General features: G+C 72.5%; 23 protein-coding genes. 10 read left to right on the top strand and 13 right to left on the bottom strand.

Going from position 1 to position 26606, the window contains the following annotated elements:
• Positions 1 to 68: 68 nt before the first annotated feature.
• The 5 genes from IE269_RS25935 to IE269_RS25915 form a co-directional block, all read right to left on the bottom strand.
• Positions 69 to 1241 (bottom strand): GDSL-type esterase/lipase family protein, encoded by a 1173-nt coding sequence (locus IE269_RS25935; protein WP_189825554.1) that lies wholly within the window; start codon positions 1239 to 1241, stop codon positions 69 to 71.
• Positions 1242 to 1284: 43 nt separating this feature from the next.
• Positions 1285 to 1989 carry a spermidine synthase family protein gene (locus IE269_RS25930; RefSeq protein WP_189825553.1) on the bottom strand — a complete coding sequence of 235 codons (705 nt, stop codon included), beginning with the start codon at positions 1987 to 1989 and terminating at the stop codon, positions 1285 to 1287.
• 75 nt (positions 1990 to 2064) lie between these two features.
• A complete protein-coding gene (locus IE269_RS25925; protein WP_189825552.1) occupies positions 2065 to 2715 on the bottom strand; it encodes a class I SAM-dependent methyltransferase in 651 nt (216 codons plus the stop codon).
• A 140-nt stretch (positions 2716 to 2855) separates the two neighbouring features.
• Positions 2856 to 3194, bottom strand: coding sequence for a hypothetical protein (locus IE269_RS25920; RefSeq protein WP_189825551.1), 339 nt, complete (start codon positions 3192 to 3194; stop codon positions 2856 to 2858).
• Between the two features lie 225 nt (positions 3195 to 3419).
• The gene (locus tag IE269_RS25915) at positions 3420 to 4520 is read right to left on the bottom strand and encodes an alpha/beta hydrolase (RefSeq protein ID WP_189825550.1); all 1101 of its coding nucleotides are present in this window, start codon (positions 4518 to 4520) and stop codon (positions 3420 to 3422) included.
• 173 nt (positions 4521 to 4693) lie between these two features.
• Between IE269_RS25915 and IE269_RS25910 the strand changes: the two genes are divergently transcribed.
• From IE269_RS25910 to IE269_RS25895, 4 genes are all read left to right on the top strand, one after another.
• Entirely contained in the window at positions 4694 to 6142 is a 1449-nt protein-coding gene (locus tag IE269_RS25910; RefSeq protein ID WP_268253623.1) for a glyceraldehyde-3-phosphate dehydrogenase, read from the top strand.
• Between the two features lie 183 nt (positions 6143 to 6325).
• Positions 6326 to 7705 carry a DUF6002 family protein gene (locus tag IE269_RS25905; RefSeq protein ID WP_189825549.1) on the top strand — a complete coding sequence of 460 codons (1380 nt, stop codon included), beginning with the start codon at positions 6326 to 6328 and terminating at the stop codon, positions 7703 to 7705.
• Between the two features lie 86 nt (positions 7706 to 7791).
• On the top strand, positions 7792 to 8901 hold the full coding sequence (locus IE269_RS25900; RefSeq protein WP_189825548.1) for a GNAT family N-acetyltransferase: 1110 nt from the start codon (positions 7792 to 7794) through the stop codon (positions 8899 to 8901).
• A gap of 122 nt (positions 8902 to 9023) precedes the next feature.
• Entirely contained in the window at positions 9024 to 10229 is a 1206-nt protein-coding gene (locus IE269_RS25895) for a D-alanyl-D-alanine carboxypeptidase family protein (RefSeq protein WP_189825547.1), read from the top strand.
• Between the two features lie 50 nt (positions 10230 to 10279).
• Here IE269_RS25895 and IE269_RS25890 read toward each other — a convergent pair whose 3' ends face one another.
• Complete coding sequence (locus tag IE269_RS25890) at positions 10280 to 11356, bottom strand: sensor histidine kinase (RefSeq protein WP_189825546.1); 1077 nt, start codon at positions 11354 to 11356, stop codon at positions 10280 to 10282.
• Between the two features lie 135 nt (positions 11357 to 11491).
• Between IE269_RS25890 and IE269_RS25885 the strand changes: the two genes are divergently transcribed.
• Entirely contained in the window at positions 11492 to 12520 is a 1029-nt protein-coding gene (locus IE269_RS25885; RefSeq protein WP_189825545.1) for an endonuclease/exonuclease/phosphatase family protein, read from the top strand.
• Between the two features lie 236 nt (positions 12521 to 12756).
• A complete protein-coding gene (locus IE269_RS25880) occupies positions 12757 to 13578 on the top strand; it encodes a matrixin family metalloprotease (protein WP_189825544.1) in 822 nt (273 codons plus the stop codon).
• Here the strand turns inward: IE269_RS25880 and IE269_RS25875 are convergent.
• Positions 13462 to 14166 (bottom strand): hypothetical protein, encoded by a 705-nt coding sequence (locus tag IE269_RS25875; RefSeq protein WP_189825543.1) that lies wholly within the window; start codon positions 14164 to 14166, stop codon positions 13462 to 13464. The genes IE269_RS25880 and IE269_RS25875 overlap by 117 nt on opposite strands.
• 79 nt (positions 14167 to 14245) lie before the next feature.
• Positions 14246 to 15394: a DNA polymerase III subunit beta gene (gene dnaN / locus IE269_RS25870; RefSeq protein WP_189825700.1), complete on the bottom strand. Its 1149-nt coding sequence runs from the start codon at positions 15392 to 15394 to the stop codon at positions 14246 to 14248.
• A 201-nt stretch (positions 15395 to 15595) separates the two neighbouring features.
• On the opposite strand from dnaN, the gene IE269_RS25865 reads away from it, so the two are divergent.
• The gene (locus tag IE269_RS25865; protein ID WP_229898223.1) at positions 15596 to 17053 is read left to right on the top strand and encodes a PP2C family protein-serine/threonine phosphatase; all 1458 of its coding nucleotides are present in this window, start codon (positions 15596 to 15598) and stop codon (positions 17051 to 17053) included.
• A gap of 150 nt (positions 17054 to 17203) precedes the next feature.
• Positions 17204 to 18010, top strand: a complete 807-nt coding sequence (locus tag IE269_RS25860) for a hypothetical protein (RefSeq protein ID WP_189825542.1) — start codon at positions 17204 to 17206, stop codon at positions 18008 to 18010.
• 218 nt (positions 18011 to 18228) lie between these two features.
• Here IE269_RS25860 and tsaD read toward each other — a convergent pair whose 3' ends face one another.
• The 3 genes from tsaD to IE269_RS25845 form a co-directional block, all read right to left on the bottom strand.
• Complete coding sequence (gene tsaD, locus IE269_RS25855; protein WP_189825541.1) at positions 18229 to 19305, bottom strand: tRNA (adenosine(37)-N6)-threonylcarbamoyltransferase complex transferase subunit TsaD; 1077 nt, start codon at positions 19303 to 19305, stop codon at positions 18229 to 18231.
• Between the two features lie 136 nt (positions 19306 to 19441).
• On the bottom strand, positions 19442 to 19936 hold the full coding sequence (locus IE269_RS25850) for a nucleoside deaminase (RefSeq protein ID WP_189825540.1): 495 nt from the start codon (positions 19934 to 19936) through the stop codon (positions 19442 to 19444).
• Complete coding sequence (locus IE269_RS25845; protein ID WP_189825539.1) at positions 19933 to 21330, bottom strand: purine-cytosine permease family protein; 1398 nt, start codon at positions 21328 to 21330, stop codon at positions 19933 to 19935. Before IE269_RS25845 ends, IE269_RS25850 begins: the two co-directional genes overlap by 4 nt.
• Positions 21331 to 21526: 196 nt before the next feature.
• Here IE269_RS25845 and IE269_RS25840 point away from each other — a divergent pair, with 196 nt between their 5' ends.
• Positions 21527 to 23269 (top strand): PucR family transcriptional regulator, encoded by a 1743-nt coding sequence (locus IE269_RS25840; RefSeq protein WP_189825538.1) that lies wholly within the window; start codon positions 21527 to 21529, stop codon positions 23267 to 23269.
• A 150-nt stretch (positions 23270 to 23419) separates the two neighbouring features.
• Positions 23420 to 24292 carry a CehA/McbA family metallohydrolase gene (locus IE269_RS25835; RefSeq protein ID WP_229898222.1) on the top strand — a complete coding sequence of 291 codons (873 nt, stop codon included), beginning with the start codon at positions 23420 to 23422 and terminating at the stop codon, positions 24290 to 24292.
• A gap of 45 nt (positions 24293 to 24337) precedes the next feature.
• Here the strand turns inward: IE269_RS25835 and IE269_RS25830 are convergent, their stop codons facing one another.
• Both IE269_RS25830 and IE269_RS25825 read right to left on the bottom strand, forming a co-directional pair.
• Positions 24338 to 25015 carry an NADPH-dependent F420 reductase gene (locus tag IE269_RS25830; RefSeq protein ID WP_189825537.1) on the bottom strand — a complete coding sequence of 226 codons (678 nt, stop codon included), beginning with the start codon at positions 25013 to 25015 and terminating at the stop codon, positions 24338 to 24340.
• A 119-nt stretch (positions 25016 to 25134) separates the two neighbouring features.
• Positions 25135 to 26553: an MFS transporter gene (locus tag IE269_RS25825; RefSeq protein WP_229898221.1), complete on the bottom strand. Its 1419-nt coding sequence runs from the start codon at positions 26551 to 26553 to the stop codon at positions 25135 to 25137.
• Positions 26554 to 26606 lie beyond the last annotated feature (53 nt).

Raw genomic sequence — 26606 nt, 5'->3', positions numbered from 1 at the left:
GGGGGGCGGCCCCGGAGGTCACAGGGGACAGGGCCCCCTGGAGGTCAGAGGGGACAGGGCCCCGGAGGTTAGAGGGGGGAGAAGGGGCCGCCCGGGGTGAAAGCGTGGGCCCGGAAGCGTTCGGCGATGCGGCGATGCGTGGCCGCGTCCGGGTGGAGCTCGTCCGGGAGGGGGAGCTCGGCGTAGTCCCCCGGGCCGTACAGCGAGCGGCCGTCGAGGTGGTGCAGGTTCGGGTCGGCAGCCGCACGCTGCCCGACGATCCGGGCGAGTTCGGAGCGGATGACGGAGAGCGTGAGCCTGCCCGCCGCGACCTCCGCCGGATCGCCCGCCGCCCTGAACCGCACGCGCCCCTCGGAGAAGTCCGGCGCGCTCGGCCCCGGTGTGTCCTCGTGGATCGGGCACAGGAGGGGGGAGACGACCAGGAGGGGCGTGGTCGGGTGCCCCTCGCGGATCGTGTCCAGGAAGCCGTGCACCGCAGGACCCAGCGCCCGCAGCCGCATGGCATCCGTGTTCACGAGGTTGATCCCGATCTTGACGCTGATCAGGTCGGCGGGGGTGTCCCGCATCGCCCGCGCCGTGAAGGGGTCGAGCAGCGCGCTGCCCCCGAAGCCGAGGTTGATCAGCTCGACGCCGCCGAGCGAGGCGGCCAGGGCGGGCCAGGTGGTGGACGGGCTCTCGGCGTCCGAGCCGTGGCTGATGGAACTCCCGTGGTGCAGCCACACCGTGCGGCCCCCCTGCACGGGGGCCACGGGCTCATCCGTGCGCAGGGCGACGAGCTGGGTGATCTCGTTGTACGGCAGCCAGATCTCGACGTCCTTCTCGGTGTCGGCGAGCCCGTCGAAGCGGACGGTGCCGACGGGCCCGGGGATCGTCTCGGCCGAGCCGGTGCTCAGGTCGACGAGGAAGGTGTTGCCGCCGGTGGTGCTCGCCCGGTCCGCGAGCCGGCCGTCGACGACGAGGTCATAGAAGCCGTCGGGGCGCTCGGGCGCGCCCTTGTAGGCGTTCTTCGTGCGCAGGGTGTCGAGTTCGACGACCGTGGCACGGGTGCGGAAGGCGAGCCGGACTCCGCTGGGCTGGGCCTCCGCCATGGTCAGTTGCCCGTCGGGGATCTGCGCGCGGGCCGCCGCGGGCAGCCGGTGCGGCAGCAGGCCGTGCGCGGTGCGCTCCAGGTCGAGCGCACCGCGTACGAGAGCGGAGGTGAGGGGGGTGGCGGTCAGGCCCTGGGCGTCCGGAGTGTTCATGCCCCCCACCCTGCCAAACCGCGCACGCGGCCCGCCGCGGGGGCTACCGGGGCCTGCGCGCCAGGTGCACCACGTCCGGCACGCCCCGCGCCACCGGCACCTCCTGCGTCCGTACCTCCGTGAACCCGGCCTCCCGCAGCGCGTCCTCGAACGCCGTCGACGGCTGCGCCGACCACACGGCGAGCACCCCGCCCGGGTTGAGGCGGCGCAGGCAGGCGGTGAGGCCGGTGGGGGTGTAGAGGTTGCGGTTGTCGTCGGTGACGGTCCAGTCGGGACCGTTGTCGATGTCCAGGCACAGTGCGTCGTACGTGTCCGCCGCCGGGTCCGCGTCGCGCAGGTGGGCGATCAGGTCGGCGAGCACGATACGGACCCGGGGGTCGGCCAGCGCGTCGGCGGTGACGGTGTCCAGCGGGCCCTTGCGGTGCCAGTCGACGATGGCCTCCTCGCGCTCCACGACCACGATGCGGCCCCACCGGTCCTGCGCCGCCGCGTGCGCGAGCGAGAAGCCGACGCCGAGCCCGCCGATCAGCACGGAGGGGCGCGGCGCACCCGGCACGGGTTCCAGTGCCTCGTACGCCGCGTCGACGAGGAGTCTCTCGGAGCGGCCGTCCGAAGTGTCCATCAGGAAGCACCCGTTGGCGATGATCTCGTACGTCTCCCCGCGCTGCCGCAGCACGACTTCGCCGTACGGCCCCTGGCGGTGGTCGAGTTGCACGGGGCCGGTGGGGTCAGGGGCGGTGGCTGGCATGAGGGTTCCTTTCCGTGGCCGGCGGTTCTGGCCACTCGACCGGGACAACGACGCTCGGGCGGCGGGGGTTCCAGGTCAGCCGGTCCTGCGGGCCAGGAGGTAGGCGCGCCGGGTCTGGGCCTCGTCGGGGTGGGGGGCACGCTCCAGGTGCATCCGGACGGTGAAACCGGACTCCTCGAGGAGGTTCGTGAGGCGCGCCGGGTCCAGGAAGCGGAAGTCGAGGTCCACGTCGTGGCCCCACCACTCGTCCATGTGCCGGACCTCGTCGCCGATGTGGAAGGCGAGCAGGAGCAGGCCCTCGGACCGCAGCACCCGGTGGGCCTCGGCGAAGGCGCGGGGGAGGTCTTCGGGGCGCAGGTGGATGAGCGTGTAGAAGGCGACGGCTGCGGCGAACTCGCCGTCCTTCGCCGGGAGTTCGAGCAGGTCACCGACCCGGAAGTCCACCTCGGGGAAGCGTCTGCGGCCCGCTTCCACCATGCCCGGCGAGAGGTCGACGGCCGTCGTGGCGGCGGCCCCGTGTGCGGCGAGCCAGGCGGCGACATGGCCGGGGCCGCTGCCGAGGTCGGCGATCCTGCCGCCGGGCGCGGTCTCTTCGACGAGGGCGGCGAGGAGCGCCCGGTCGAGGGGCTTGCCCGCCAGTTCGCCGGCCAGGCGGGTGGCGTAATCCTCGGCCACGGCGTCGTAACTGCGGCGGACGGCCGGCTGCGGTATCCGTGAGTCGGTCATGCGGGTCAGCATGTCACCCGCACGGAAAGGGAGTTGGGGCACATGCCGAGAGCGGCCACCGGGCCGGTGACCGCTCTCTCACGCAACGCCGGGACGGCGTGCTACGCCCGGACGGCGCGCTCCGCCGGGACGGCGCCCGCTCAGCAGGTGACGATCTTGCCGTACGAGCCGATCTTCCACTTCCAGGTGCCGCCCTGGCCGTGCTGGTAGGTCCAGCAGCCGCCGTCGGGGCCGTTGTTGATGACGACCTTCACGTGCATGGTCTTGCCGCAGTTGTTGCGGACGGTCACCTGCTTCTTCTGCTTGATGACGTCCCGGGTGACGCAGGCGGGAGCCGTGCCCTGGACCCGTACGTCGGCCGCCGACCGACCGGCCGGCGCGGCGGGGGCGGCCGTCGCGGCGGCGGGGAGGACGAGTCCGCCGCCGAGGGCGACGGCTGCGGTGGCGACGGCGAGGCGCTTGCGCGGGGTGCTGAACATGGTGAGGGTCCTTTCCTCGTAGCGAAGTACGGAGAAGTACGGAGAAGTACGGCGTCGTGCTTGCTCCGCTCACCAGGTTTCCGGTGCGGCGGGCCAACCCGCCAGCGATCACCCCGAAGTGACGTCCCTTTGGGACGTCCCACCCTCTGACCTGCGGGGACACCGGGGCGAGGGACAAGATCGTGGGACGCGCCCCGTCAGCCCGGCCCCGTCACCCCGACCCTGTCACCCCAGCCCCGCCCGCCACGGCCGCGACGCCGGCAGCGGGTCGTGCAGCTCTGCGGCGAGGAAGTCCGTGACCTGACGCAGCGCGTCGTGCGCGGCGTGCGTGGCGTACAGGCTGTTGCGGGACAGGAAGTCGTGGACGACGGCGGGGTAGCGCGTGGCCACCACCCGGTTGCCCGCCTCGCGCAGCCGTCGTGCGTACGCCTCCCCCTCGTCCCGCAGCACGTCCGCCTCGGCGGTGACGACCAGCGCCGGGGGCAGCCTGGCGAGCCCGCGGTCCGGCGTCCGCAGCGGGGCGGCCGCCGGGTCGCGCCGGGTCGCGGCGTCGGGGGCGTACGCGTCCCAGAACCAGCGCATGGTCCGCGCCGTGAGGCTGTACCCGGTGGCGAACTCGCGGTAGGACTCGGTGTCCATCCCGGCGTCCGTCACCGGGTACAGCAGCGCCTGCGCCCGCAGCCGGGGCCCCTCCCACTCCTTGGCCCGCACGGCGAGCGCCGCCGCCAGCGCGCCTCCCGCACTGTCGCCCGCGAGCGCGACCCGCCCCGGGTCGATCCCCGCCGCCCTCCCCTCCTCGCGCACCCACCGCACCACCGCCTCGGCCTCGTCGAGGGCCACCGGGAAGCGGACCTCCGGGGCGCGGCTGTAGTCGACCAGGACCACGACGGCCCGCACCCGGGTGGCGAGCTGCCGGGCGAGCCGGTCGTGGGTGGCGATCCCGCCGAGGATCCAGCCGCCGCCGTGCAGGTGGACGACGGCGGGCAGGTCGCCGGTGACGCCCGCCGGTCGGTAGAGGCTGCTGCGTACCGTCCCCTTCTTGTACGGAACGTCCAGCCGCCGCACCACCGCCCCGGGCGCCGCGACCCGCACCAGCCGCTGGCCCTTCGCGTACCGCAGCCGGGCCTGCTCGGGCGTGCTGCGCCAGATCGGTTCGGCCCGGGCGGAGGCGGCCACGGCCCGTGCGGCGGCGGGTTCCAGCACGGGCCCGGCGGGCGGGGCGGCGACGGGCCCGGGGGCCAGTGCGGCGGGGGTGAGGAGCAGGAGCGGAAGGGCCGCCGCGACCGCGCCGCCGCGAATGGATCTGCGTATCGGAAGCGCTGTCACGGCGGCCTCCCCGGCTGGACGGATTGCTCCTCCCACTGTCCCTCGGAGCCACCGCTTCCGCCCGGCCGCAACACGCGCAACAGGCGCCCCGCCCCCCTCACCAGGGACCTCTTGCATGATCGAAAAACGGGAGGGTTAGCATATGAGCACTGCCTAGCTCGAAAGAGAAAACTGTGACTGCTGTCAATGGCGACTCGTTCACCCACTGGATGCACCGCGAGGAAATCGCGGAGTCGATGATCCCCGTGATCGGAAAGCTGCACCGGGAGCGTGACGTCACGGTCCTGATCCACAGCCGTTCCCTGGTGAACAAGTCCGTGGTGAGCATCCTCAAGACCCACCGCTTCGCCCGCCAGATAGCCGGCGAGGAGCTCTCGATCACCGAGACCCTCCCCTTCCTCCAGGCGCTGACCACCCTCGACCTCGGCCCCTCGCAGATCGACATCGGCCTGCTCGCGGAGATGCACCGCGCCGACGACCGCGGTCTGTCGGTCGAGGAGTTCACCGCCGAGGCCGTCGCCGGTGCGACCGGTGCGAACAAGATCGAGCGCAGCGAGTCCCGCGACGTCGTGCTGTACGGCTTCGGCCGCATCGGCCGCCTGCTGGCCCGCCTCCTGATCGAGAAGGCCGGTTCGGGCAACGGTCTGCGGCTGCGCGCCATCGTGGTCCGCAAGGGCAAGGGCCAGGACCTCGTGAAGCGCGCCTCGCTGCTGCGCCGCGACTCGGTGCACGGCCAGTTCCAGGGCACGATCACGGTCGACGAGGACAACGACACGATCATCGCCAACGGCAACGAGATCAAGGTCATCTACTCCGACGACCCGACCAAGGTCGACTACACGGAGTACGGCATCAAGGACGCCATCCTCATCGACAACACGGGCCGCTGGCGCGACCGCGAGGGCCTCGCGCAGCACCTGCGTCCGGGCGTCTCGAAGGTCGTCCTGACCGCCCCCGGCAAGGGCGACGTCCCGAACATCGTGCACGGCGTCAACCACGACACGATCAAGCCGGACGACGAGATCATCTCCTGTGCGTCCTGCACCACCAACGCGATCGTCCCGCCGCTGAAGGCGATGGCCGACGAGTACGGCGTGCTCAGCGGTCACGTCGAGACGGTGCACTCCTTCACCAACGACCAGAACCTCCTGGACAACTACCACGGCTCCGACCGCCGCGGCCGCTCCGCGCCGCTGAACATGGTCATCACGGAGACGGGCGCGGCCTCCGCCGTCGCCAAGGCGCTCCCGGACCTGAAGGCCCGGATCACCGGCTCCTCGATCCGCGTCCCGGTTCCGAACGTGTCGATCGCGATCCTCAACCTCCGTCTGGAGCGCGAGACCACCCGCGAGGAGGTCCTCGACCACCTGCGCGACGTGTCGCTGAACTCCCCGCTGAAGCGCCAGATCGACTTCATCAGCGCGCCGGACGCGGTCTCCAGCGACTTCGTCGGCTCGCGCCACTCGTCGATCATCGACGCGGGCGCGCTGAAGGTCGAGGGCGACGACGCGATCCTCTACCTCTGGTACGACAACGAGTTCGGCTACTCCTGCCAGGTCATCCGGGTCGTCCAGCACGTCTCGGGCGTCGAGTACCCGACGTTCCCGGCGCCGGTGGCCTGACGGCCGGGGCAGCACGGGTGAGGTGAGGGGGCGGAATCCGACCGGGTTCCGCCCCCTCCTCGTTCCCCTCCTCGTCGTCCACCGCTGGCCGAATCCTTGCCGTGTCCCCGTATCCGCGCACGGGTAGGGCTGCCTGATGCGGAATCCGTACACGTCCGCATACGTACGGGATGAGGCAGGCACATGGGCTTACAGGGCCGCAGCAGCGTCGACAACGCCGTCACCCACTACTACGACCGCGTGCAGGCGGCCCTCGACCGGCTGGGCAAGCACCGCCAGGGCAACGGCAGTTCGGGCTTCGCACCGGAAGGCAACGCACCTTCGGGCTTCGTACCGGAATTCCTGCTGCCCGCACCGTGCCGCCGCCTCGCGGACTTCCTCGCGGCGTCGACGATGGCCTCCGTGCCGCTCGGCAGTCACCGGGGCGTACGGCTGGCCCTGCTGGACCTGATGGGCAACCCCGCCACCCGCACCGCGAAGACGTTCGCCGCGCTGATCGTCGTGGCGCGGGCGATACGGCACGTGCGGGAGACCGGGGAGCGGCTGCTCCTGCTCACCCCGTCCTCCGCGAACGGGGCCACCGCACTGCGCGACGCGGTCCTGCGGGCCGTCGAGCACGGCCTGGTCACCCCCGACGAGCTGCGCATCGCCTGCGTGGTCCCCGCCAACTCCGTGGACAAGGTGTGGAGTTCAGGGCTCTCGTACGATGCCGGACTGCGCGCCCGCAATCCGGTGATCGTGAACGAGGGCGACGGGACGGCCGTACGGGAACTGGCCCGGCAGGGAGCGGAGGCGTTCGCCGCCGAAGGGGAGCACCGCGCCGGGACACGGGTCTGGCAGGCCCCGGGCCTGGACGACCACCGGGCGGCCGACAGCCTCCGTGCCTTCTACGAGGCCGACTTCATGCCCCTGCGCGGCGGCACCCGCTGGCACGCGCACGCGGTGGCCGGCGCGTTCGGCCTGCTGGGTCACCACCTGGGCACAGAACTCCTGGAGCGGGCCGCCCCGCACGACACCCCGCGCCCCGGATACCTGCTGGTCCAGCACCTGCGCACACCCGACCTGGTGCTCGACCTGCACGGCGAGCGGCGCGCCCCTGTCTACCGGCTCGACCCGGCGAGCGGCCTGTACGCCCAGCACGCCTCACCGCACTTCCCGGCCCGCACCTTCGACCCCGACGAGTCGATCGACCCCACCTTCTGCACGACGCACCCCACCACCGCACCCCTGGTGAGCAGCATCGTCCGGGAGCAGGGCGGCAGCGGCATCGTCGTGTCGCTGCACGAGTGCCTGGAGCGGTACGGCCAGGCGCGCGCCCTCGCGGGGACCGGAGGCGTCCAACTCCCCTACGATCCACGCCACTTGCGGGAGTGGTCCCTGGTCATGGCCCTCACCGGCACCCTGCTCGCGATCGAGCGCGGACTCGTACGGGCGGACGAGGTGGTGGTGCACGGCTCGGGCTCGTACGACAGCGGGGACTTCACCCCGTTGCCGGCCCCCACCCTCCACACTGCCCGGAACCCGGCCGACCTGGCCGGAATCCTGGAGCGGGCGACGGGGTGAGGCACGACGCGCCCGGACGCCCACCCGCACATCCCCACCCACTCCCCGCACACCCCCGACCGCCCCTGCCACCCCGGGAGCCCACCGTGAACCGTTCCGCCGCACCCCGGCAGCCCCTCCCCCGACGGGCCGCCCTCCGTGCCCGGTACGCCTGGGACCAGCACCCCCGACTGGCCGCGCTGCGCACGCGCACCGATGCGCTGCGGGCGCCGTTCCGTGCCCTGACGCCGTTGGACGCGCCCCTGCGGCTGGCGTACAGCGGGGTGCCGGAGGGGCGGCTGCATCTGCTGCCGTTCCTGGAGGGGCAGGGGGTTCCGGCCGCGCCCCTCGCCACTTTTCCGCTGCACACCCCCGCGCCGGATCTGCTGATCCGGGGGGTCCGTACGGTCCCCGACCCCTCCCCCGCCAGTGTGCTGATGCCCTTCCGGGTGCGGCTGGCCGTGTCGCTGGAGAGCGGATGGCGGCAGCGGATCTCACGGCGGGAGCGGCGGGCCTTCGCCGCCAATCAGCGGGAGAACGGCTGGAGTTGGCAGGAGAGCCGGGACCCCGCCGACTTCGACTTCTTCTACCGGCGCATGCATCTGCCGACCATGCGGCAGCGGCACGGCGAGTCCACCCGGAGCGCCGCGCCGGACCTCGCGTACGAGTGCCTGTTCCGGCGCGGGGTGCTGTTCTTCCTCGTACAGGACGGGCAGCGGGTGGCCGGAGTGCTGTGCGCCCTGCCGCCCGGGGAGCGGCGGCTCACCATGCGGCTGCTCGGGGTGCTGGACGGGGCGCCGGAGCACTATGCGAGCGGTGCGGTGAAGGCGCTCACTCACTTCGCGCTGGAGTGGGCGGCCGAGCGGGGGTTCGCGGAGGTGGACCTGTCGGGGAGCGAGCCGTTCCTGAGCAAGGGAATCTTCCAGTTCAAGCAAAGATTCCACCCGGTGTGCTCGCTGCCGCTCGACCACTTCGGGCGCAAACGGGCGGTGCTGCGGGTGCTGCGGGACAGCCCTCGGGTGCGGGACTTCCTGGTGGCCAATCCGCTGCTGACGATTCCGGCCTCCGGCGACGGGTTCGAGGCGGTCTACTTCCACGACGGCGCACGTCCGGCCCGTACCGCTCAACTCGCCTGGCAATGCCCGGGAGTCGAACGCGCCGTCGAGGTGGACCTGGACGCCTTTCTCGCGTCCGTACCGGAGAGAGCGACGGCGTGACCGCCCACCGGTGGCGACGGGATCCGCGGCCTGTGCGTTCCCTTGCGGGCCGTGGGAAATTCCACGTCCGTACGGGCGGCCCCGTGCGTTTCGGGCCTGTCCGGCTGCGATACGTTCGGGCGATGCGTTCTTCCCCTCCCCCGCATCTTTTCCCGCAGTTCAGGCGCGGGTTCGTCACCCTGACCGCGAGCGCGGTCGCCGCCCTCGCCGTGGCCACTCCCGCGGTGGCGAAGGACGACAAGCCGAAGACCCCTCCGGCGCAGATGTCCTCGGTCGGCGGCGCGGCCCTCGCCAAGCCGGGACCGCAGGCCGGTGCGGGTGCGCCCGCGCTGCCGAAGGACCTGTCCGCGCTGTCGTGGATCGTCTCGGACGCCGACAGCGGTGACGTGCTCGCCGCGTCGAACGCGCACTGGCCGCTGCCGCCCGCGAGCACCCTGAAGATGCTCTTCGCGGACACCGTGCTGCCGTCCGTCCCGCACGGGCTGAGCCACAAGGTCACCGACGCGGAGCTGCGCGGGATGGGCGCGGGCAGCAGTGCGGTCGGCATAGTGCCGGGGCAGCAGTACAAGACGGACGACCTGTGGCGGGGCGTGTTCCTGCGCTCGGGCAACGACGCCGTGCACGTGCTCGCCGCGATGAACGGCGGGGTCGACAAGACGGTCGCCGACATGCAGAAGCGGGCGGACGCGCTCGGCGCGAAGGACACCCATGTGCGCAGTCCCGACGGCTACGACGCGCCGGGGCAGGTCTCGTCGGCGTACGACCTGACGCTGTTCCTGCGCGAGGGCCTGAAGAACGCGGACTTCAAGGAGTTCTGCTCGACGGCCGAGGCGAAGTTCCCCGGCGGTCCGTCGACGAAGGGCAAGCCCTTCGCGATCTCCAACACCAACCGGATGCTGTCGGGCATCGGCGGCGTCGACAAGTACCCCGGCCTGATCGGCGGCAAGAACGGCTACACCTCGCACGCGGGCAACACCCTTTCCGAGGCGGCGACCCGCGACGGGCGCACGCTGCTGGTGACGGTGATGAACCCGCAGGAGAAGAAGCACGACGAGGTGTACGTCGAGATGCGCAAGCTCCTCGACTGGGGCTTCCAGGCGGCCGGTCGTACGAAGCCGATCGGCAGCCTCGACCAGAAGTCCCCGGTCGCGGGCACCGCGTCGCCGTCGGCGAAGGCGGCCGCCGGGGCGAAGGCCGCGGGCGAGGCATCGTCCGACGGGTCGATGGGGGCGCTGGGCTGGACGGGCATCGGGGCAGCGGTGGTGGTCGCGGGCGGCGCGGCCGTGATCGTGCTGAAGCGGCGGCGGGCGGGGGAGGGCGCGGAGTAGCCCGTACCGCTCAGGCTCTCGGGGGGGGAGCGCGGAGTAGCCCGTCCCGCTCAGGCTCTCGGCAGTTCCACCGTGACCCGCAGGCCCCCGCTCTCGCGTGCCGTGAGGGTGAGCGTCCCGTCATGCACGCGGGTGATGGTCTTGACGATCGCGAGCCCGAGCCCGACGCCCGCGTGGGCGCCCCGGACGCGCTCGCTGCCGCGCTGGAAGGGTTCGGTGAGCATCGGGACCCGGCTCGGGCTGAGCTGCGGTCCGGTGTTCTCGACGGTGAGCAGCACGGCGCGGGGGCGGACCTCCGTGCGCACCTGGACCGTGCCGCCGTCAGGCAGGTTGTGCACGATCGCGTTCTGCACGAGGTTCATGGTCAGTTGCAGCAACAGCGCGGGCGAGCCGTCGGCGAGGGCGATCTCGCCGTCGGTGTCGACCGTGACGCCGTGCTCCTCCGCCAGCGGCAGGAGCGTTTCGGAGGCTTCTTCCGCCAGCAGCGACAGGTCTGTTCGTTCCCGTTCGAACGACCGCTGCTCGGCGCGGCTGAGCAGCAGCAGCGCCTCGGTGAGGTCGATCGCGCGGGTGTTGACGGCGTGCAGCCGGTCGATGACCTCGCCGGTGGCGTGGGAGGGGTCGGCGCGGGCCACGTCGAGCAGCGTCTTCGAGACGGCCAGCGGGGTGCGCAGCTCGTGGGAGGCGTTGGCGGCGAACCGCCGCTGTTCGGCGACGTGTGCTTCGAGGCGCTCCAGCATGCCGTCGAAGGCGTCGGCGAGTTCGCGGAACTCGTCCTTGCGGCCCGGCATCCGGATGCGGTGGGAGAGCGATCCGGTGGTCGCCGTACGAGTGGCGTCGGTGATGCGGTTCAGCGGGGCGAGCATGCGGCCGGCCAGGAACCAGCCGCCCAGCAGGCCGAAGGCCAGCAGGAACACCATCACCGCTGCCGCCATCGGGGCGAAGCCCTGTACGAAGTCCGTGCCCGGGGTCGCTGTCCAGGACCCCTGCTCGTTGGTCTGCAGCCATCCCTTGCGCAGGATGACCAGTCCCATGGCGGCGAGCAGCAGGCCACCGGCCAGGATGAGGAATCCGGCATAGCTGAGGGTGAGCTTGAGGCGTGCGCTCATGCCGGGCCGCCGGTCCACGGTCCACTTCCTCACGTCGGGTGCCCGGAATGCCTTCCGGGCGGTGAAGTCACGAGGCTACGAGGCGCCGCGTATCGTCCGCATATCGAAATCCCGATACGCGGGGGTGACACCGTGCCGGGTTGACTGGGCGGCATGACGCTCACCCCGCCCTCGATCTCTCCTTCTCCCCCGTCCGCTCCTGCGGCAGGACCGGCGCGCAGCCGCTGGAAGCGCGGGCGCGTGCTCGCCGTACTGGCAGTGCTGGCCGGTCTGGTGATGATGCTGCACGCGTGGATACCGGACGTCGGGGGGCTCGGGAGCCTGGTGGAGACGTTCCTGCCGTGGGGCGGGGCGGTGGCCGTGGTGCTGCTGGTGCTCGCGGTGCTGCGCCGGTCCGCCACGGCGCTGGTGGCGGTGCTGCTGCCGGTCGCGGTGTGGCTGAGCCTGTTCGGCGGACTGCTCACCGACAAGTCGGGGGCGGCCGGTGAGCTCACGGTGGTCAGTCACAACGTCGGTGCGGAGAACCCCGACCCGGTCGGCACGGCCCGCGCCCTGGCGGCCTCCGGTGCGGACGTGCTGGCGCTGGAGGAGCTCGCGGCGGGGGCCCGGGAAACGTACGAGAGGGAACTCGCCAGGACCTATCCGCACCACGCGGTCAGGGGGACGGTCGGGCTGTGGAGCAGGCTGCCGCTGTCGGACGTGCGGGCCGTGGACACGGCGATGGACGTCGGGCCGCTGGGCGACGCCGAACCGGAATCGGCCACGATGCCCGACAACCGGGCCCTGCGCGCCACGGTGACCACCGAACGCGGGCCGCTCGCCGTGTACGTGGCCCACTTGGGGTCGGTACGGGTCACCCCTCGCACGGGGTTCGGGACGGAGACCCGCAACCGGAACGCGGAGGCGCTCGGTGAGGCGCTCGCCGCCGAGCGCAGCGGACGGGTGGTGCTGCTGGGCGACTTCAACGGGACGGCGGACGACCGGGCGCTGCACTCCATCACCTCGCGGCTGAGCTCGGCGCAGGAGGAGGCGGGGGACGGCTTCGGGTTCACCTGGCCCGCCGCGTTCCCGGTGGCGCGGATCGACCAGATCCTGGTGCGGGGCGTGGAGCCGTCGCGGGCGAGGGTGCTGGCGGGGACGGGGAGCGATCATTTGCCGGTGGCGGCGGACGTGAGCTGGTAGCGCCTGGTTCGGTTGGGAGTGTCCGCGTCAGCAGGCTCCGTCGCGGGTGGCGTCCGGTGGTCGGGTCGGGCGTCGCTGATCGGGTTCATCGTCGCGGCCATCGGAGCGACACGTCCGGCCGGGTGCTTTGACTTCCGCCGGGAGCGGGAAGGGCCGCAGCTCAGCCCCATGCCGTGCCGCAGCTCAGCTGCCATGCCGCAGCCGGCCCTCGGGCCGCTCACCCGACCGGAGGTCCGATGTCGTCCCGCGCTCCCCGTTCGCGCCGGGTCCTGCTCCCCGTCGCCGTCTCCACGGCGCTCGCCGCCACGATGCTCGGCGCCGCCGCCCCGCCCGCCGCCTCGTACAGCGTGGTGGGGCCCGGCTGGCAGGGCCCCGACATCACGTGGCGGATCGTGGAGTACAGCCGGAAGCCGTCGCTCCGGGGCAAGCGGCACCAGGTGGAGCGGGTGGTGGAGAGCGCGATGCGGGAGTGGTCGAAGGCCAGCCGGAACGTCCGCTTCCGGAAGATCGACGGCGGGCCCACGAACATCGAGATCCGCTTCGTGACCCGGGCCGACCGCATCACCTCGCCGTTCGACGCGTCCTTCAGGTCGCCGTTCGACGGGCCGGGCGGCATCGCGGCGTTCGCGTTCTTCCCGCCGCGCGGGGACCTGTACTTCGACGACGAGGAGAACTGGGACCTCACCCCGCCCGCCCGGAACCGGTCCGCCCTGCGGCCGGGGCCGGGCGGGCGGGGCCTGGACCTCTACCAGTCCGCGCTGCACGAGGTGGGCCACAGCCTGGGCTTCGGGCACAGCGACGACCCCCGCTCCGTGATGCAGCCCGACGTGACGGACCGCCACGTCCTGGGCCAGGACGACGTACGGGCCGTCCGCGACCTGTACGAACGCCGCCCCGGCAATCGGTCGGCCGCCGTCGCCCCCCGCGCGGCCGGAGCCTGTCTACTCCGCCAGCAGTCCCGTCCGGCGCAGCGTCACCAGCGCCCCTGGAATCTCCTCCTCCGCCAGACCGGCATCAACGAGGAAGGCCCGCACCGCTTCCTCCCCCACGCTCCCTGACACGGCGTCGGTCAGCAGCCGGGCTGCGGCCTCGGGGTCCACCTCGGCGTCCGGATCGGCGGTCTCGTGGTCCATCCAGGGCTCCACCTCATCGGCCGCCCTGCCCGTCGTGAACAGGCGGCTCATTCCGCAGTCCAGCCCGTCGTCGGCCAGCCCGGCGGGGTAGGGGGCACGGGCCCAGGCCCCGTCCTCGTACCAGTAGACGCAGCCGATCATGTACGACTCGACCAGGTCGCGGAGCAGTTCCAGGGGCAGCCAGTCGGGGGCGCCGCCCAGCACGTCGATCGCTTCCTCCTGCCACTTGACCTCGCTCGACTCGTCCTCCCCGTACAGGACGTACCGGCCGTCCCCCGCCCGGCGCAGGGCCCACCAGCTCGCCCCACCGTCGTAGAACCGCAGGGTGTCGTCCCGACCGGACGCCATCCAGTAGCCGGCGCGGTGGATCTCCCTCTCCGCCTCCCGCTCCCGCGTGCTGAGCAGCCCGGCCAGCAGGCCCCAGCGCGCCCAGAGGACGGGCGCGGCCGGGAGGTCCTCGGGGCGGCCGGGACGGTGGACGGACGGGTCTGTGGTGTTCTCTGCGGTGCTCATGTGCTTCCCCGTGGGGTGGTCGGATGGGTGGGGGCGATCGTACGAGGCCACAGGTGGGCCCCGGGGCGGAGGGCTGCGGTCAGCTCAGCTGCCGTACCGACATGAGCAGGTGACGGTGGTCGGCGGGCCCGGCGTCGTCCGCCTCCCGTATGCCGCTGAGGAGCGCCCGCTGTCCGGGGCCGAGCAGTTCGAAGCGCACCTGCGGGGCGGTGAAGGAGGTGAGGGCCTCCCCGAGGTAGGCCGGGTTGAAGGCGACGGCGAGGTCCTCGGCGCCGGTCAGGGTGGCGGGGACCTCCTGGGCCGCGACGTCGTCCTCGTACCCCGCCTGGAGGAGGACCGAGCCCCGGGCGGAGAAGTCGAGGCGGACCGGGCTGTTCGGCTCGGCGACGACCGCGACGCGGCGCACCGCGTCGGCGAGCCGGCCGCGGGGGACCACCGCGACGGCCGGGTCCGGCAGGGCGAACAGCTTCTCGTAGCGCGGCAGTCGGCCCTCCAGCAGACGCACGGTGGTGTGCATCCCGGCGCCCTCGAAGGAGATCAGACCGCTGCCGGGACCGCCCGGACCGCTGAGCCCGACGCGGACGAGGCCGGACTTGGACAGCGAGCGGGCGATCTCGGTGAGCCGGCGCCCGGGAACCACCACCTCGACCACGTCGGAGCCCTCCGGCTCCCCCGCCTCGGGCTTCCACTCCAGTGTGCGCACGGCGTAGCGGTAGCGGTCGGAGGCGGTGAGGGTCATCGTGCCGCCGTCCAGCCGGAGTCCCATCCCGGTGAGGACCGGCAGGGACTCGTCGCGTCCCGCCGCGATCACCACCTGCGCCACCGCCTCCGCGAACGCCCCGGCGTCCACCACCCCGCGCGGCTCCGGCAGCTTCGGCAGCGCCGGGTACTCGTCCCGGGGCAGCGTGGAGAGCCCGAAGCGCGTCCCGCCGCCCTCGACGGTGAACCGCGCCCCCTCGAGCCCGCAGCTCACCGGAGCCTCCGGCAACACCTTGCAGACATCCAGCAGTCGGCGCCCCAGCACCAGAACCTGCCCCGGCGTCACCGTCTCGGCCGGTACTTCGACGGTCGCCGCCACCTCGTAGTCGAAGCCGGAGATGCGCAGCAGCCCTTCCCCGGCGGTCAGGAGCAGCCCGCCCAGCACGGGCACGGGCGACCGCGCGGGCAGCGACCTGGCCGCCGCCGCGACCGCCTCGACCAGCACGCCTCTCTCGATCCGGAACTCCATCGCCGTCTCCCCACCCCGGTACGTCAGTTGATCCATCCACGCTAGACGCCCCCACTGACAATCACTCCTGACCAGCGCTTTTCTCGAATCGGGCCACACTCCGACGACTCCGAGTGACGGATTCGCTGCGGGGCCGGACCGTCTGTCGCATGATGGGCGCGTGAGAGCGATTGCCGGGCGCGTGAGAGAGACCGCCGCCACATGACGGACCTGCCCCACGACCCGCCCCGCAGCGCGCAGTCGTTCCATGCGCTGCCACCCCTGCGCCAGGAAATACGCCGCCTCGCCCGCGCACACGGTCTGCCACTGGAAACCACGGCCCGCCTGGTCCTGTCGGCCTCGACCCTGGCAACCGACCCTCTCCGTACGGGCCGGACAGTGACGCTGCACGCGACGCACGAGGCGCCCACGGCATACGCGACGCACGAGGCGCACGAGGCGTCCGGGACCTCCAGAATGCTCGGGGCGCAAGAGGCCTCCGGGACCTCCGGGACCTCCGGAATGCTCGGGGCGCACGAGGCGTCCGGGACTCCCGGGATGCTCGGGGCACCCGCGACATCCGGCAGCTCCACGCCCTCCGTGAAGCCCGAATCCCCCACCGCCCCTCCCCGCCCCGGACCCAAGGCTCCCGCAGCCCCGGCCGCCCCGTACCTGCGGATCGCCCTCTCCGGCCTGCACCCGGTGCCCGCCCCCCACCGGCTCCCCCTGCCTCCCACGGACTTCACCCCCGACTCCGTGACCTGGCTCCTCCCTCGTGGGACGGCGCCGCAGCCCGCCGCCGAGCCCCTCTCCGACGCCGAGGCCTACGAGGCCGAGCTCCGGGCCGTTCTTGCCCGGGTCGACGCCCTCGCCGAGGAACACCGGCTGCTCCAGGAGGAGTTGGCTGAAACCAACGGTGGCGTCGTCGCCCTCTACGTACAGCTCGAAGAGCGTGACGCGCAGGTGCGCAGCGCGCACGGTCGCACGCTCCTCGCCCTGGAGGAGACCCTGCGGCCGCCCGTCCCCCGCGTCCCCGGCGTCGAACTCGCCGTGCACTACGCCCCGTCCGACCCCGCAGCCCCCACCGGCGGCGACTTCTACGACTGGTTCACCCTGCCGGACGGCACCCTGCACATCACCGTCGTGGATGCCCTGGGCCACGGCGTGCGCAGCACCCGCAGCGCCCTGACCGTCACCCACGCCGTGCGCACCCTCGCCCTGGAGGGCTATCCGCTGGAGTCCCTGCTGGAGCGGGTGGATCGTCAACTCACCCCGTTCGCACCGGGGTTGCAGGCGACCGTCCTGCTGGTACGACTGGATCCGGCCACCGGTGCCCTCCGCATCGCCAACGGCAGCCACCCGCCCGCCCTGCTCCTGCGCGCCGCGGACGACAGTGCGCACTATCTGGCGGTACGGGGCCGGGGCGTCGGCTATCCGCTCCCCGGCAGCCAGGCGGTCCGGCACGAGACGCTCGCCCCCGGCGACCTGCTCGTCCTGTACACGGACGGCCTCACCGAGAGCCGCCGGGACCCGATCGAGGGCGAGGTGCGGCTCGTCGCTTCGGCCCGGCGCCGGGCGGGGCTGCCGCTCGCGGAGATTCCCGCCGCGATCGCCGCCGACATGCACAGCGTCGTACTCCACTCCGACGACACGTTGGCGCTGGCCGTACGCCTGCGCTAGCCGGTCGCGGACTTCACCTCTCCTCCACCTCCTGCACCGCCCGATCTCATCCGTGGGTTTACTCCAGCGAACCCGGGTACTCGGGGTCCACATCGAACTCCTCGATCCCAGAAGGGAGTTCGAGCGGGGGATTTCCGGTCCCATTCACACATGGAGGGGTTTGCTGTGAAGGCGAAGTTCGTTGTGTCGGCGGTGGCGTGCGCGGCTCTGGCCACGGGGGTGTCGGGCTGCGGGAAGGCCGACGCGCCCGGTTCGTCGGGTTCGCCGGACAAGAAGGCCGCCGAGAAGAAGACCTTCGACGGGCAGTCCCCGGACCAGATCGCCGACAAGTCCGTCACGGCGACGAAGAAGGCGGATTCGGTACGGATCAGGACCGAGGCCGCCGCCGAGGGCCGGTCGGCGACCTCCGACTACGTCGTCGACACCAAGGGCAACTGTGCGGGCACCAACACCCAGCAGGACGCCGAGGCGGAGATGCGCCGCGTCGACTCCGTCACGTACCTCAAGGGCAACCAGCAGTACTGGGAGGCCCTCCTCAAGCAGCAGGGTGCGGGTGCCAAGGGGGAGAAGGCGGCGTCCGCCTTCAAGGACAAGTGGGTGAAGCTGCCCCCGGCCGACGCGAAGGCCGCGCAGGCGGGGTGCGACAAGGACGCGGTGATCGCCCTCTTCGACCGGGACAAGTCCGAGCGCAAGGGCATGACCCGCGCCAAGGACACCCAGGTCGACGGCAAGAACTCCGCCGTGCTCCAGAAGAGGACCGCCGGGGGCGAGACGATCACGATGTACGTGGCCGCGGAGGGCGAGCCGTACATCCTGAAGGTCGAGCAGAAGGGCGGGAAGGCGCCGATCACGACGACCTTCTCGGACTACGGCAAGCCGGTGGACGCGAAGGCCCCGCCGGCGGGCGAGGTCGTGGACCCGCAGAAGCAGCAGAAGGGCGGGGCGGCGGCTTCGTAGGTACGGTGCGGGCGCACGGCTGAATGCGGTGCGCCCGCATGGCCAAGTACGGTGCGGACGCGCGACGTTGAAGGGCCCGGGGCAGGGCACGCCCCGGGCCCTTCGCCGTCGCCCCGGCCCTCGAGGAGCCGCCTCACCAGCGTGGACGCGCTCAACTCCTCCGCCGTGGCAGCCTTGTCGAGGGCGCCGAGGTCGCGCTCGCGGAACCGGCCACGGCGTCACGCCGCGCGCACGGAACGGGCCTCCCGGGCCGTGGGATGCAGCGCCGCGTACTCCAGCGGGGCGGACGGGTCGATCGACACGTCCCACGGGGCGGGTTCGGCACCGGCCCTGACCAGCAGGTCTCCGACGGCCGCGATCATCGCCCCGTTGTCGGTGCACAGCCGCATCGGCGGCACCCGCAACGCGATCCCCGCCTCCCGGCACCGCTCCTCGGCCAGGGCGCGCACCCGGGAGTTGGCGGCCACTCCCCCGACGACGACCAGGGTCCGCACCCCGTGCTCCCGGCAGGCCCGGACGGCCTTGCGCGTCAGTACGTCCGCCACGGCCTCCTGCACCGAGGCCGCCCCGTCCGCCACGGGCAGCTCGACGCCGCGCGCCCGGTGCTGCTCGGCCCAGCGGGCGGCGGCGGTCTTCAGCCCCGAGAAGGAGAAGTCGTACGCGGAATCCTTCGCCCCGGTCAGCGGCCGGGGGAACGCGACCGCACGCGGATCCCCCTCCCGCGCGACCCGGTCCACGGCGGGCCCGCCCGGGTAGGGCAGCCCGAAAACCCGCGCCACCTTGTCGAAGCACTCCCCGGCGGCGTCGTCCACGGTGTCGCCCAGATGCACGATCCGATCCCGTACCAGATCCCGCACCAGCAGCAGCGACGTGTGCCCGCCGGACACGATCAGCTCCACGCACGGATCGGGCAACGGCCCGTGCTCCAACGCGTCCACGGCCATATGCCCGGCCAGATGGTGCACCCCGTACAACGGCACACCGAGCGTGTACGCCAGGCTCTTCGCCCCCGCCAGCCCCACCTGCAACGCCCCCGCGAGCCCCGGCCCGGTGGTGACGGCGACGGCCCCGATGTCCGCCATACCGAGCCCCGCCTGCTCCAGCGCCCCGCGCACCACGGGGGTGAGCGACTCCAGGTGCGCCCGCGCCGCGATCTCCGGCACGACGCCGCCGAACCGGGCGTGCGCGTCCATGCTGGACGCGACCACGTGCCCGAGCAGCCGCCCGTCCCGGACGAGCCCCGCCCCGGTCTCGTCGCAGGACGACTCGATCCCGAGCACCACCGGAGAGCCCACAGCAGCCCCTTTCGCCTTATTGCACATTGCTTGCAATAACGGTACCGCGCCAAGAAGGGTGGGAAGGGGCTGGTGCACATGACGTACCCCCTCCCGGACGCCGACCGTTCGGGAGGGGGGTACGCGCGGGCGGACGCTAGTTCCAGAAGCCCTCGTGCACCTCGCGCGCCTCGGGCAGGTCCACCGGACCGACGACGGGCAGCGGGCGCTGACCGGCCCGGAAGACGTCGCGGCAGGGCAGGGCCATGGTGGGGTTCTCCGCGTTGGCGCCGGTCAGGGTGAGGAGTTCGTCCTCGCCGAGGGCGTAGACGACGCGGCCGATGTTGCCCCAGTAGATGGCGCCGGAGCACATCGCGCAGGGCTCGGTGCTGGTGTAGAGGGTGCAGGTGCGCAGGAAGTCGGCGTCGTACTTCGCGGTGGACAGCCGCACCAGGTTGGTCTCGGCGTGGCCGGTGGCGTCGCGTTCGGTGGTGACGGTGTTCTCCGCCTCCAGCAGGATCTCGCCGTCGGGGCCGGTGAGCACGGCGCCGAAGGGGTGGTTGCCCGCGGCGCGGGACCGCCGGGCGACCTCGACCGCGGTGAGCAGTCGGGCGATGTCGTTGCCGGTCGGGGCGGGGGCGGTGGTGCTCATGCGGAGATCTCCTTGGCGAGGGTTTCGGTACGGGCCCGGGGCCGGGCCCGCCGGGCGAGTGCGCAGTGGACGAGCCCGGCCGTCAGGAAGGCGACGGCCGCCGCGCAGGCGCCGAGGGCCGGGCGGCTCTCGGCGATCGGGCCGACGAAGACGCCGGGCTGACTCATGAAGGGGACCGCGGCGAGCAGTCCGAGCAGCCAGGCGACGAAGCCGGGCCCGAAGTTTCGGGGTACGGCCGCACCCAGGTGGCCGACGAGGAACCGCTGGACAAGCAGCACGGCGAGCCAGGGCGCGATCCAGTTCCCCAGAATGATCAGGAAGTTCTCGAAGGATTTCCAGTAGTCGCCCTGCCCGGCGAACCAGCCGAGCACGCCGCCCAGTCCGCCGACCACCAGGACCGCCTGCCACCTGGCCATCCTGACCCCGGCGATCAGCCAGGCCAGGGCGCCCGAGTAGCAGTCCAGACAGCTCGACGTGACGGTCGAGACGCCGAGCGCCAGCATGGTGACGGCGGCGAGCGCCCCGGGCAGCACCTGGCCGACCAGATCGGTCGGGGTCCCGATGAAGGCGAGGGTGCCGATCGCCGCACCGAGGCTCGCGATCCATACCGAGCCGAGCCAGGTGCCGGTGAACGCGTACAGGAACAGCTTGCGCGGCGACGTGCCGGCCGGCATGTAGCGGGTGTAGTCGGCGGCGTACGAGGAGAAGCTGAGCGCACGGGCCGCCTGGACGGCGACGGCCAGCGCGAACGCCCCGCCGAGGCCGAGCGGCCCGGCCTTCGCCGGGTCGAAGGCGGAGCCGAGGTCGCTCTTGGTGTAGCCGTACAGGGAGACGCCGACGAAGAGCAGCGGCAGGACGACGGCCATCGCCTTCTGGACGAGGTGGATGAACCCGTACCCGACGAGCGCGATCGCCACCTGGGCGACGGTGACCAGGACGAACGCGGGCCCGAACCCGGTGCCCAGCAGGGTCTGGACGGCGAACGCCCCCAGGATCGAGTTGACCGCGAACCAGGCGCACGCCTTGAAGAAGACCAGGACGGCGGGGACGGCCGCGCCCCGCCGCCCGAACGGCAGCCGGGTCTGCACGAGCAGCCCGACGCCCTTCGGCGGACCGAAAGTCGACATGATCCCGATCGCCGCCGCGCCGACAGCGCTGCCCAGCACGATGGCGAGCAGGGCCTGCGTCCAGCCGAGGCCGAAGGCGGCGGTGGCGAGCATGCCGCTGGTGAGACTGGAGAACTGCACGTTGGAGCTGAACCAGAGCGTGAACGACGCGCCCGGTCCACCCGTGCGCCGATCCGCGGGTATCGGTTCGGCGCCGGAGGTCTCCACGGCGGTGGCCTCGCGCACCGAGGCGACGAGGCGTTGGGCGAGTGGGGCTGGAGAGGTCATGTCGTGCCCCCTTCCGTCATTCGTAGGAAGTCAGGGTTGCCGCCTTGCACTTGCGTGCTGTTGCGTGCGGCTGCGGCAACGGAAGTACACCGCGTCCCGACAGCTCCCGGACAGCGTTCACCGGTCCGAACCCCTGGCGCGAAACCCACCCCCTTTCCTACGATCGTCGGAGACCTGAATCCAGCGGACGGAAGCTATGCGCGTACGGGATCTACTGGCCGCCACACCGGAGTTGGGCCTCGCCCTCCTCACCCCGGACGTGCCGCTCGACGGCGAGCTGCGCTGGGTCTACACGACCGACCTGCTGGAGCCCGCCGCCTTCCTCACCGGCGGCGAACTCGTCCTCACCAGCGAGGGCTGGTACCGCACCCCCGCCGACTGCGAGACCTTCGCGGCGTCCCTGGCCGAAGGCGGTGTCGCCGCCCTCGTGGCCGGTGACATCCTCCTCGGCGAGGTGCCGCCGCTCCTGGTCGAGGCCTGCGCCCGCCGGGGCATTCCGGTCCTGGCCGCACCGCCCGAGATCAGTTACGGAACCCTCGCGCGCACGGTGATCGACCGGATCAACCGCGAACGCGGCCGGGAACTCGCCGAGGTCCTCGGCCGGCACCGCCGCCTGGTCGCAGCCCTCGTCGAGGGCGCGGACCTGGGCGGCCTGGTCGCCATGCTGGCCGCCGAACTCGGCACGGACTGCTGGGCGCTGTCGGTCACGGGCCGCCTCCTCGCGGGCCCCGCAGACCGCCTCCCCACCCCGGTACGCACCCGCCTCGCCGCCCACGCGCTGCGCGCGCCCCGCCTCCCCACCGCACTCGACGGCCACACGCTCCTCCCGATCGGCCGCCGCGGCGCGGGCGGCGGCCACCTCGTCGTCCGGGACCCGACGCCCGCGAAGTCCCCCGAGGACACACCGGCCACCGTCGGCCCTCTGGAAGCCACCGGCACGACTGCCACCCCGGAAGACCGCTGCCCGCCGACCGGAACAACCACCACACGCGAAGCCCACACACCGGCCACCACCACACGCGAAGCCCACACCCCGATCACCACCCCACCCGGCACCCACCCCCGGTCGCCCGCCCCCACAGCCCCCCGCACTTCCCTCACCCCCAACGACCTCGACACGGCCGAGCAGACCGCCGAGCTCCTCGCCCTCGGCGGTGCCCGGCGGGACGAGCGGCGACGTACCGAGCAGCGCTTCCACTCCGATCTCGTCGCCCTCGTCGACAGCGGCGCCCCGCAGCCCACCCTCGACGCCCGTCTGCGCACCGCAGGGCTCGCCCCGCACCGGCCCCTGGTCGCGCTGACCGCCCTCACCCGCGGTGCGCTCCGGCCCTGGGACCTCGCCGCCGATCTCGCCGAGGGCGCGCTCGACGAAACCCCCGCCGCCGCCACCGTCGTCGCCGGCAGCGAGAACGGCCTCACCCTCCTCGCCTCCCTCGACCCCGAGGACACCGCGGCCGCCCTCACGGAACGCCTCCGCGTCCGCCTCTCCGCCTTCGAGCCCGCGGCCGACGGAGGCCGGATCGCCTTCGGCCTCAGCGCCCCCGCCCCCTCCTCCGGCCTGCAACGCGCCCTGGAGGAGTCCCGCCACGCGGCCGGGCTCGCCGCCCTGCGCCCGCAGCGCCTCGCCCTGGTCACCGCCGCCGAACTCGACTCCCACCTGATGCTCCTGGCCGGAGTCCCCGCCGAGATCCGCGCCTCGTACCGGCATCGGCTCCTCGGCCCCCTGGAGGCGTACGACGCGGAGCACGGCGCGGAGTTCGTACGCACCCTGACGGTCTTCCTCACCGAGAACGGCGCCTGGCGCGCGACCGCCGCCGCCCTGCACATCCACGTCAGTACGCTCCACTACCGCATCGGCCGCATCGAACAGCTCACCGGCCGCGACCTCTCCACCGCCCGCGACCGCGTCGACCTCTACCTGGCCTGTGCCGTCGACTGAGGAGAACACCCCATGGACTCGCAGCACTTCCCGCCCCTCCACGCGACGGGACGGGGCCCCGGCTGGTACCGGGGCGACCTCCACGTGCACTCGCGGGCTTCATCGGGAGGGGAACTGACGCCAGATCAACTCGCCTCAGAAGCGCGTTAATTGCGTCTGGACTTCCTCGCCACCACGGAGCACGCGGACGCACAGACGCACGCCCGGTGGGGCCCGCTCGCGGGCGACGACCTCCTGGTGATCCTCGGCCAGGAGGTCACCACACGCACCGGCCACTGGCTGGCGCTCGGCCTTCCGGCCGGGCAGACCATCGCGTGGGACTACGGGGTGCGGGACACGGAAGACCCCTCCCTGGAACGGCAGTTGGCGAGGCTGCGGCAGTGGGGCGGCACGAGCGTGGCCGCCCACCCCCACGCCCCCTATCCCTCCGGCACCTTCATGTACGCGTACGAAGGCTTCGCCGCCGTCGAGGTGTGGAACGGGGCATGGACCTCCGGCCTGCCCTGGCAGGCGGACAACGAGACGGCCCTCGCCGAGTGGGGTCGCGAGCTGGCGCTCGGGGTGCGGCGGGGGCGGTGGCGGCCCGCCGTCGGGAACAGCGATGCCCATCTGGCGGGGCAGTTGGGGGTTCCGCACACGGTGGTGTGGGCGGAGGAACTCAGCACGGCGGCCGTCCTCGCCGGCATCCGCGCGGGGAGGAGCTGGATCGCCGGGTCGGGTGAGGTGGAGGTGTCGTTCACCGTGACGGGCGCGGGCGGGGGGAGCGCGGGGGTCGGTGAGCGGCTGGCCGTGGCGCAGGGCGAGCCGGTCGTGGCGAGGGTGGACGTGCGGGGTGTGCCCTCCGGAGTCGTCAGTCTCCACACCGAGCGCGGGACCGTGCACCGGGCGCTGCTGCCGGAGGGCGGGGCGGGGGTCGTGAAGTGGGGCACGAGTACGGAGGAGGCAGGTTTTGTACGAGTGGAGGTGCGCCGCCCGGACGGGACGATGGCCGCACTCACCAATCCGGTGGTGCTGGGCGGGTGACGGCGGGGCGGGCCGCTCAGAGCCGCCCCGCCGACAGGAGGACCATCAATCAGCCTGCTGTATACGGAAGTTGAAGTTTCCGTGACCGATCGCGCCCCAGAGCTGGAGCCACAGTGGAAGCGCCTGCTCCGTGGCGCGGGCGGCCGTGATTCCGCCGAGGTCCATGAGGGCGTCCTGGGGCCAGCCGAAGGCGAGCAGCAGGTCCGACACCTCCTTCTTGGCCTCCGCGTCGTCCCCGCACAGGAACACGTTGTGCGTGCCGGGCACGAGACCGGGCTCGACCATCACCGAGCAGTTCATGGTGTTGAGCGTCTTGACGACCCGGGCCTCGGGGAAGGCGCGCTGTATCTGCTCGCCCAGGCTGTCCGTCCCGACGGGGTTGAGGGTGGGCGGCATGCCCTGGGAGAAGTCCAGCGGGTTCGACACGTCGATGAGCAGCTTGCCGTGCAGGTTGGCGGCGCCGGCCGCTTGCAGGGCGGCGAGGCTGGACATGCCGTTGGTCGCGTTGACGACGACGTCCGCGCCGGCCGCGGCGTCCGCGAAGGTGGCCAGGGAGACGTCGGCGTGGGCGGCCGACCATGCGGAGTACGACTCGTCGGAGTCGGTCTGCGCCAGCGTGCGGTCGACGTCGCGCGTGCCGATGGTCACCTTGTGGCCGAGGGAGGCCAGTTTGGCCGCCAGGGTCCGTCCGACGACACCTGTGCCGAAGACTGCGTAGTTCATGGGCCCGCTCTTTCGCTCAGCCGGATTGACAGGGTGAGTCAATGTGATGCCGGGCGGCGCTGTCGAGACATCAATGGTCAAATCCAGGTCGAGCCTTTCCGGCTCAACAACCCTTTCAGCTAGGCCCGTTCGCTCGCCTTCCCCGCGGGCTGCGCCACCGTCCGCTTCCCCGGCAGCGTTACGTTCCGCGTCAGCAGCAGGGCCGCCAATGCCAGGAGGCCCGCGAGGGTGCCGGTCCAGGCGACGGTCGTGCCGAGGGCGGTGGCCGTGGGGGCAGTCTGGTGGTTCAGGAGCGGCTGTGTGCAGGCCAGCCCGAAGGCTCCGCCGATCTGCTTCGTCAGTGCCGAACCCGCCGTCGCCGTGCCCATGTCGGCCTGCGGTACGCAGTTCTGCGTGGCGATGGTCAGGCCGCCCATGGCCGGGCCCGTGCCGAGTCCGGCGGCCAGGAGCCAGAGGGAGGTCAGGGCGGGGGACGTGGTCGCGGTGAGGGCGAAGAAGGCCGCCGTGCCCGCGGTGATGAGTCCTGCGCCGGTGAGGAGGACGGGTTTGGTGCGGCCGGTGCGGAGGATGAGGGCGGCAGTCGTTCGGTTGCCGAGGGTCATGCCGATGAGGAGGGGGAGGAGGAGCAGGCCGGAGACGGTGGCCGTATGTCCGCGTATGTACTGGAAGTAGAGGGGGAGGAAGATGCCGATCGGCAGCACCGCGACCTGGAAGAAGAAGCCTGCGGCCAGGAGTGCGGAGTAGGTGCGGTCGCGGAAGAGGCGGAGCGGGAGGACGGGTACGGATGCGCGTCGCTCGACGGGGACGAGGAGGGCGAGCAGTGCCAGGCCGCCGAGCAGGCAGGTCAGGACGGCCGGGTCCGTCCAGGGCACGACGTGCCCTCCCGGGGCGTGGCCCTTCAGACTGAGGCCGGTCAGGGTGAGGGACAGCCCTGCGGCGAGCAGCAGGATCCCGGCGGTGTCGAGCCGACCCGGGGCGGCCGCTGTCGGCCTGTGCTCCGGAAGCGCTCTCACCAGCACCGCCACCACCGCCAGCCCCACCGGCAGGTTCAGCCAGAACGCCCAGCGCCAGCCCGCGTGGTCGGCCAGCACGCCGCCGAGGACCGGGCCGCCCACCATGCCCAGCACCATCAGCACGGACAGCGCCGTCTGCATCCGGATCAGGCCCTCGGTGCGGGACGGCGGGTGCAGGTCGCGGACCAGGGCCATGCCGAGGGTCAGGAGCGCCCCGGCACCCAGACCCTGCACCGCGCGAGCGGCGATGAGCAGCTCCATGGAGCCCGCCAGTCCGCAGACGGCCGAGCCGAGCAGGAAGATCCCGAGGCCCCCGACGAGCAGCCTGCGCCGTCCGTACAGGTCGGAGAAGCGCCCGTACACGGGCACGCTCACCGAGGAGGTGAGCAGGTACGCGGTGACCAGCCACACGTACCAGGAGTCGTCCCCGCCGACTTGCTCGACGATGCGGGGCAGCGCGGTCCCGATCACCGTGCCGTCCAGCATGGCCAGGAAGACGCAGGCGAGGAGGGAGTAAGTGATCAACCTGTGGCGTGAGGGGGTGAGTTGTTCGTACGGGTGAAGGTGTGGGATCTCGG

The sequence above is a fragment of the Streptomyces spiroverticillatus genome (assembly GCA_014650415.1).
Taxonomy (GTDB): Bacteria; Actinomycetota; Actinomycetes; order Streptomycetales; family Streptomycetaceae; genus Streptomyces; species Streptomyces spiroverticillatus.
The sequence above is the reverse complement of the archived record's forward strand: the minus strand, read 5'-3'. Positions and strand labels throughout refer to the sequence as shown.

Bases quoted from the DNA above. Each gene is read 5' to 3' on its own strand.
- IE269_RS25920 (WP_189825551.1), bottom strand. From the start codon at position 3,194: ATGTTCAGCACCCCGCGCAAGCGCCTCGCCGTCGCCACCGCAGCCGTC.
- IE269_RS25865 (WP_229898223.1), top strand. From the start codon at position 15,596: ATGACGGACCTGCCCCACGACCCGCCCCGCAGCGCGCAGTCGTTCCAT.
- IE269_RS25925 (WP_189825552.1), bottom strand. From the start codon at position 2,715: ATGACCGACTCACGGATACCGCAGCCGGCCGTCCGCCGCAGTTACGAC.
- IE269_RS25875 (WP_189825543.1), bottom strand. From the start codon at position 14,166: ATGAGCACCGCAGAGAACACCACAGACCCGTCCGTCCACCGTCCCGGC.
- dnaN (WP_189825700.1), bottom strand. From the start codon at position 15,394: ATGGAGTTCCGGATCGAGAGAGGCGTGCTGGTCGAGGCGGTCGCGGCG.
- IE269_RS25830 (WP_189825537.1), bottom strand. From the start codon at position 25,015: ATGAACTACGCAGTCTTCGGCACAGGTGTCGTCGGACGGACCCTGGCG.
- IE269_RS25885 (WP_189825545.1), top strand. From the start codon at position 11,492: ATGACGCTCACCCCGCCCTCGATCTCTCCTTCTCCCCCGTCCGCTCCT.
- IE269_RS25860 (WP_189825542.1), top strand. From the start codon at position 17,204: ATGGAGGGGTTTGCTGTGAAGGCGAAGTTCGTTGTGTCGGCGGTGGCG.
- IE269_RS25845 (WP_189825539.1), bottom strand. From the start codon at position 21,330: ATGACCTCTCCAGCCCCACTCGCCCAACGCCTCGTCGCCTCGGTGCGC.
- IE269_RS25880 (WP_189825544.1), top strand. From the start codon at position 12,757: ATGTCGTCCCGCGCTCCCCGTTCGCGCCGGGTCCTGCTCCCCGTCGCC.
- IE269_RS25930 (WP_189825553.1), bottom strand. From the start codon at position 1,989: ATGCCAGCCACCGCCCCTGACCCCACCGGCCCCGTGCAACTCGACCAC.
- IE269_RS25840 (WP_189825538.1), top strand. From the start codon at position 21,527: ATGCGCGTACGGGATCTACTGGCCGCCACACCGGAGTTGGGCCTCGCC.
- IE269_RS25895 (WP_189825547.1), top strand. From the start codon at position 9,024: ATGCGTTCTTCCCCTCCCCCGCATCTTTTCCCGCAGTTCAGGCGCGGG.
- IE269_RS25935 (WP_189825554.1), bottom strand. From the start codon at position 1,241: ATGAACACTCCGGACGCCCAGGGCCTGACCGCCACCCCCCTCACCTCC.
- IE269_RS25905 (WP_189825549.1), top strand. From the start codon at position 6,326: ATGGGCTTACAGGGCCGCAGCAGCGTCGACAACGCCGTCACCCACTAC.
- IE269_RS25850 (WP_189825540.1), bottom strand. From the start codon at position 19,936: ATGAGCACCACCGCCCCCGCCCCGACCGGCAACGACATCGCCCGACTG.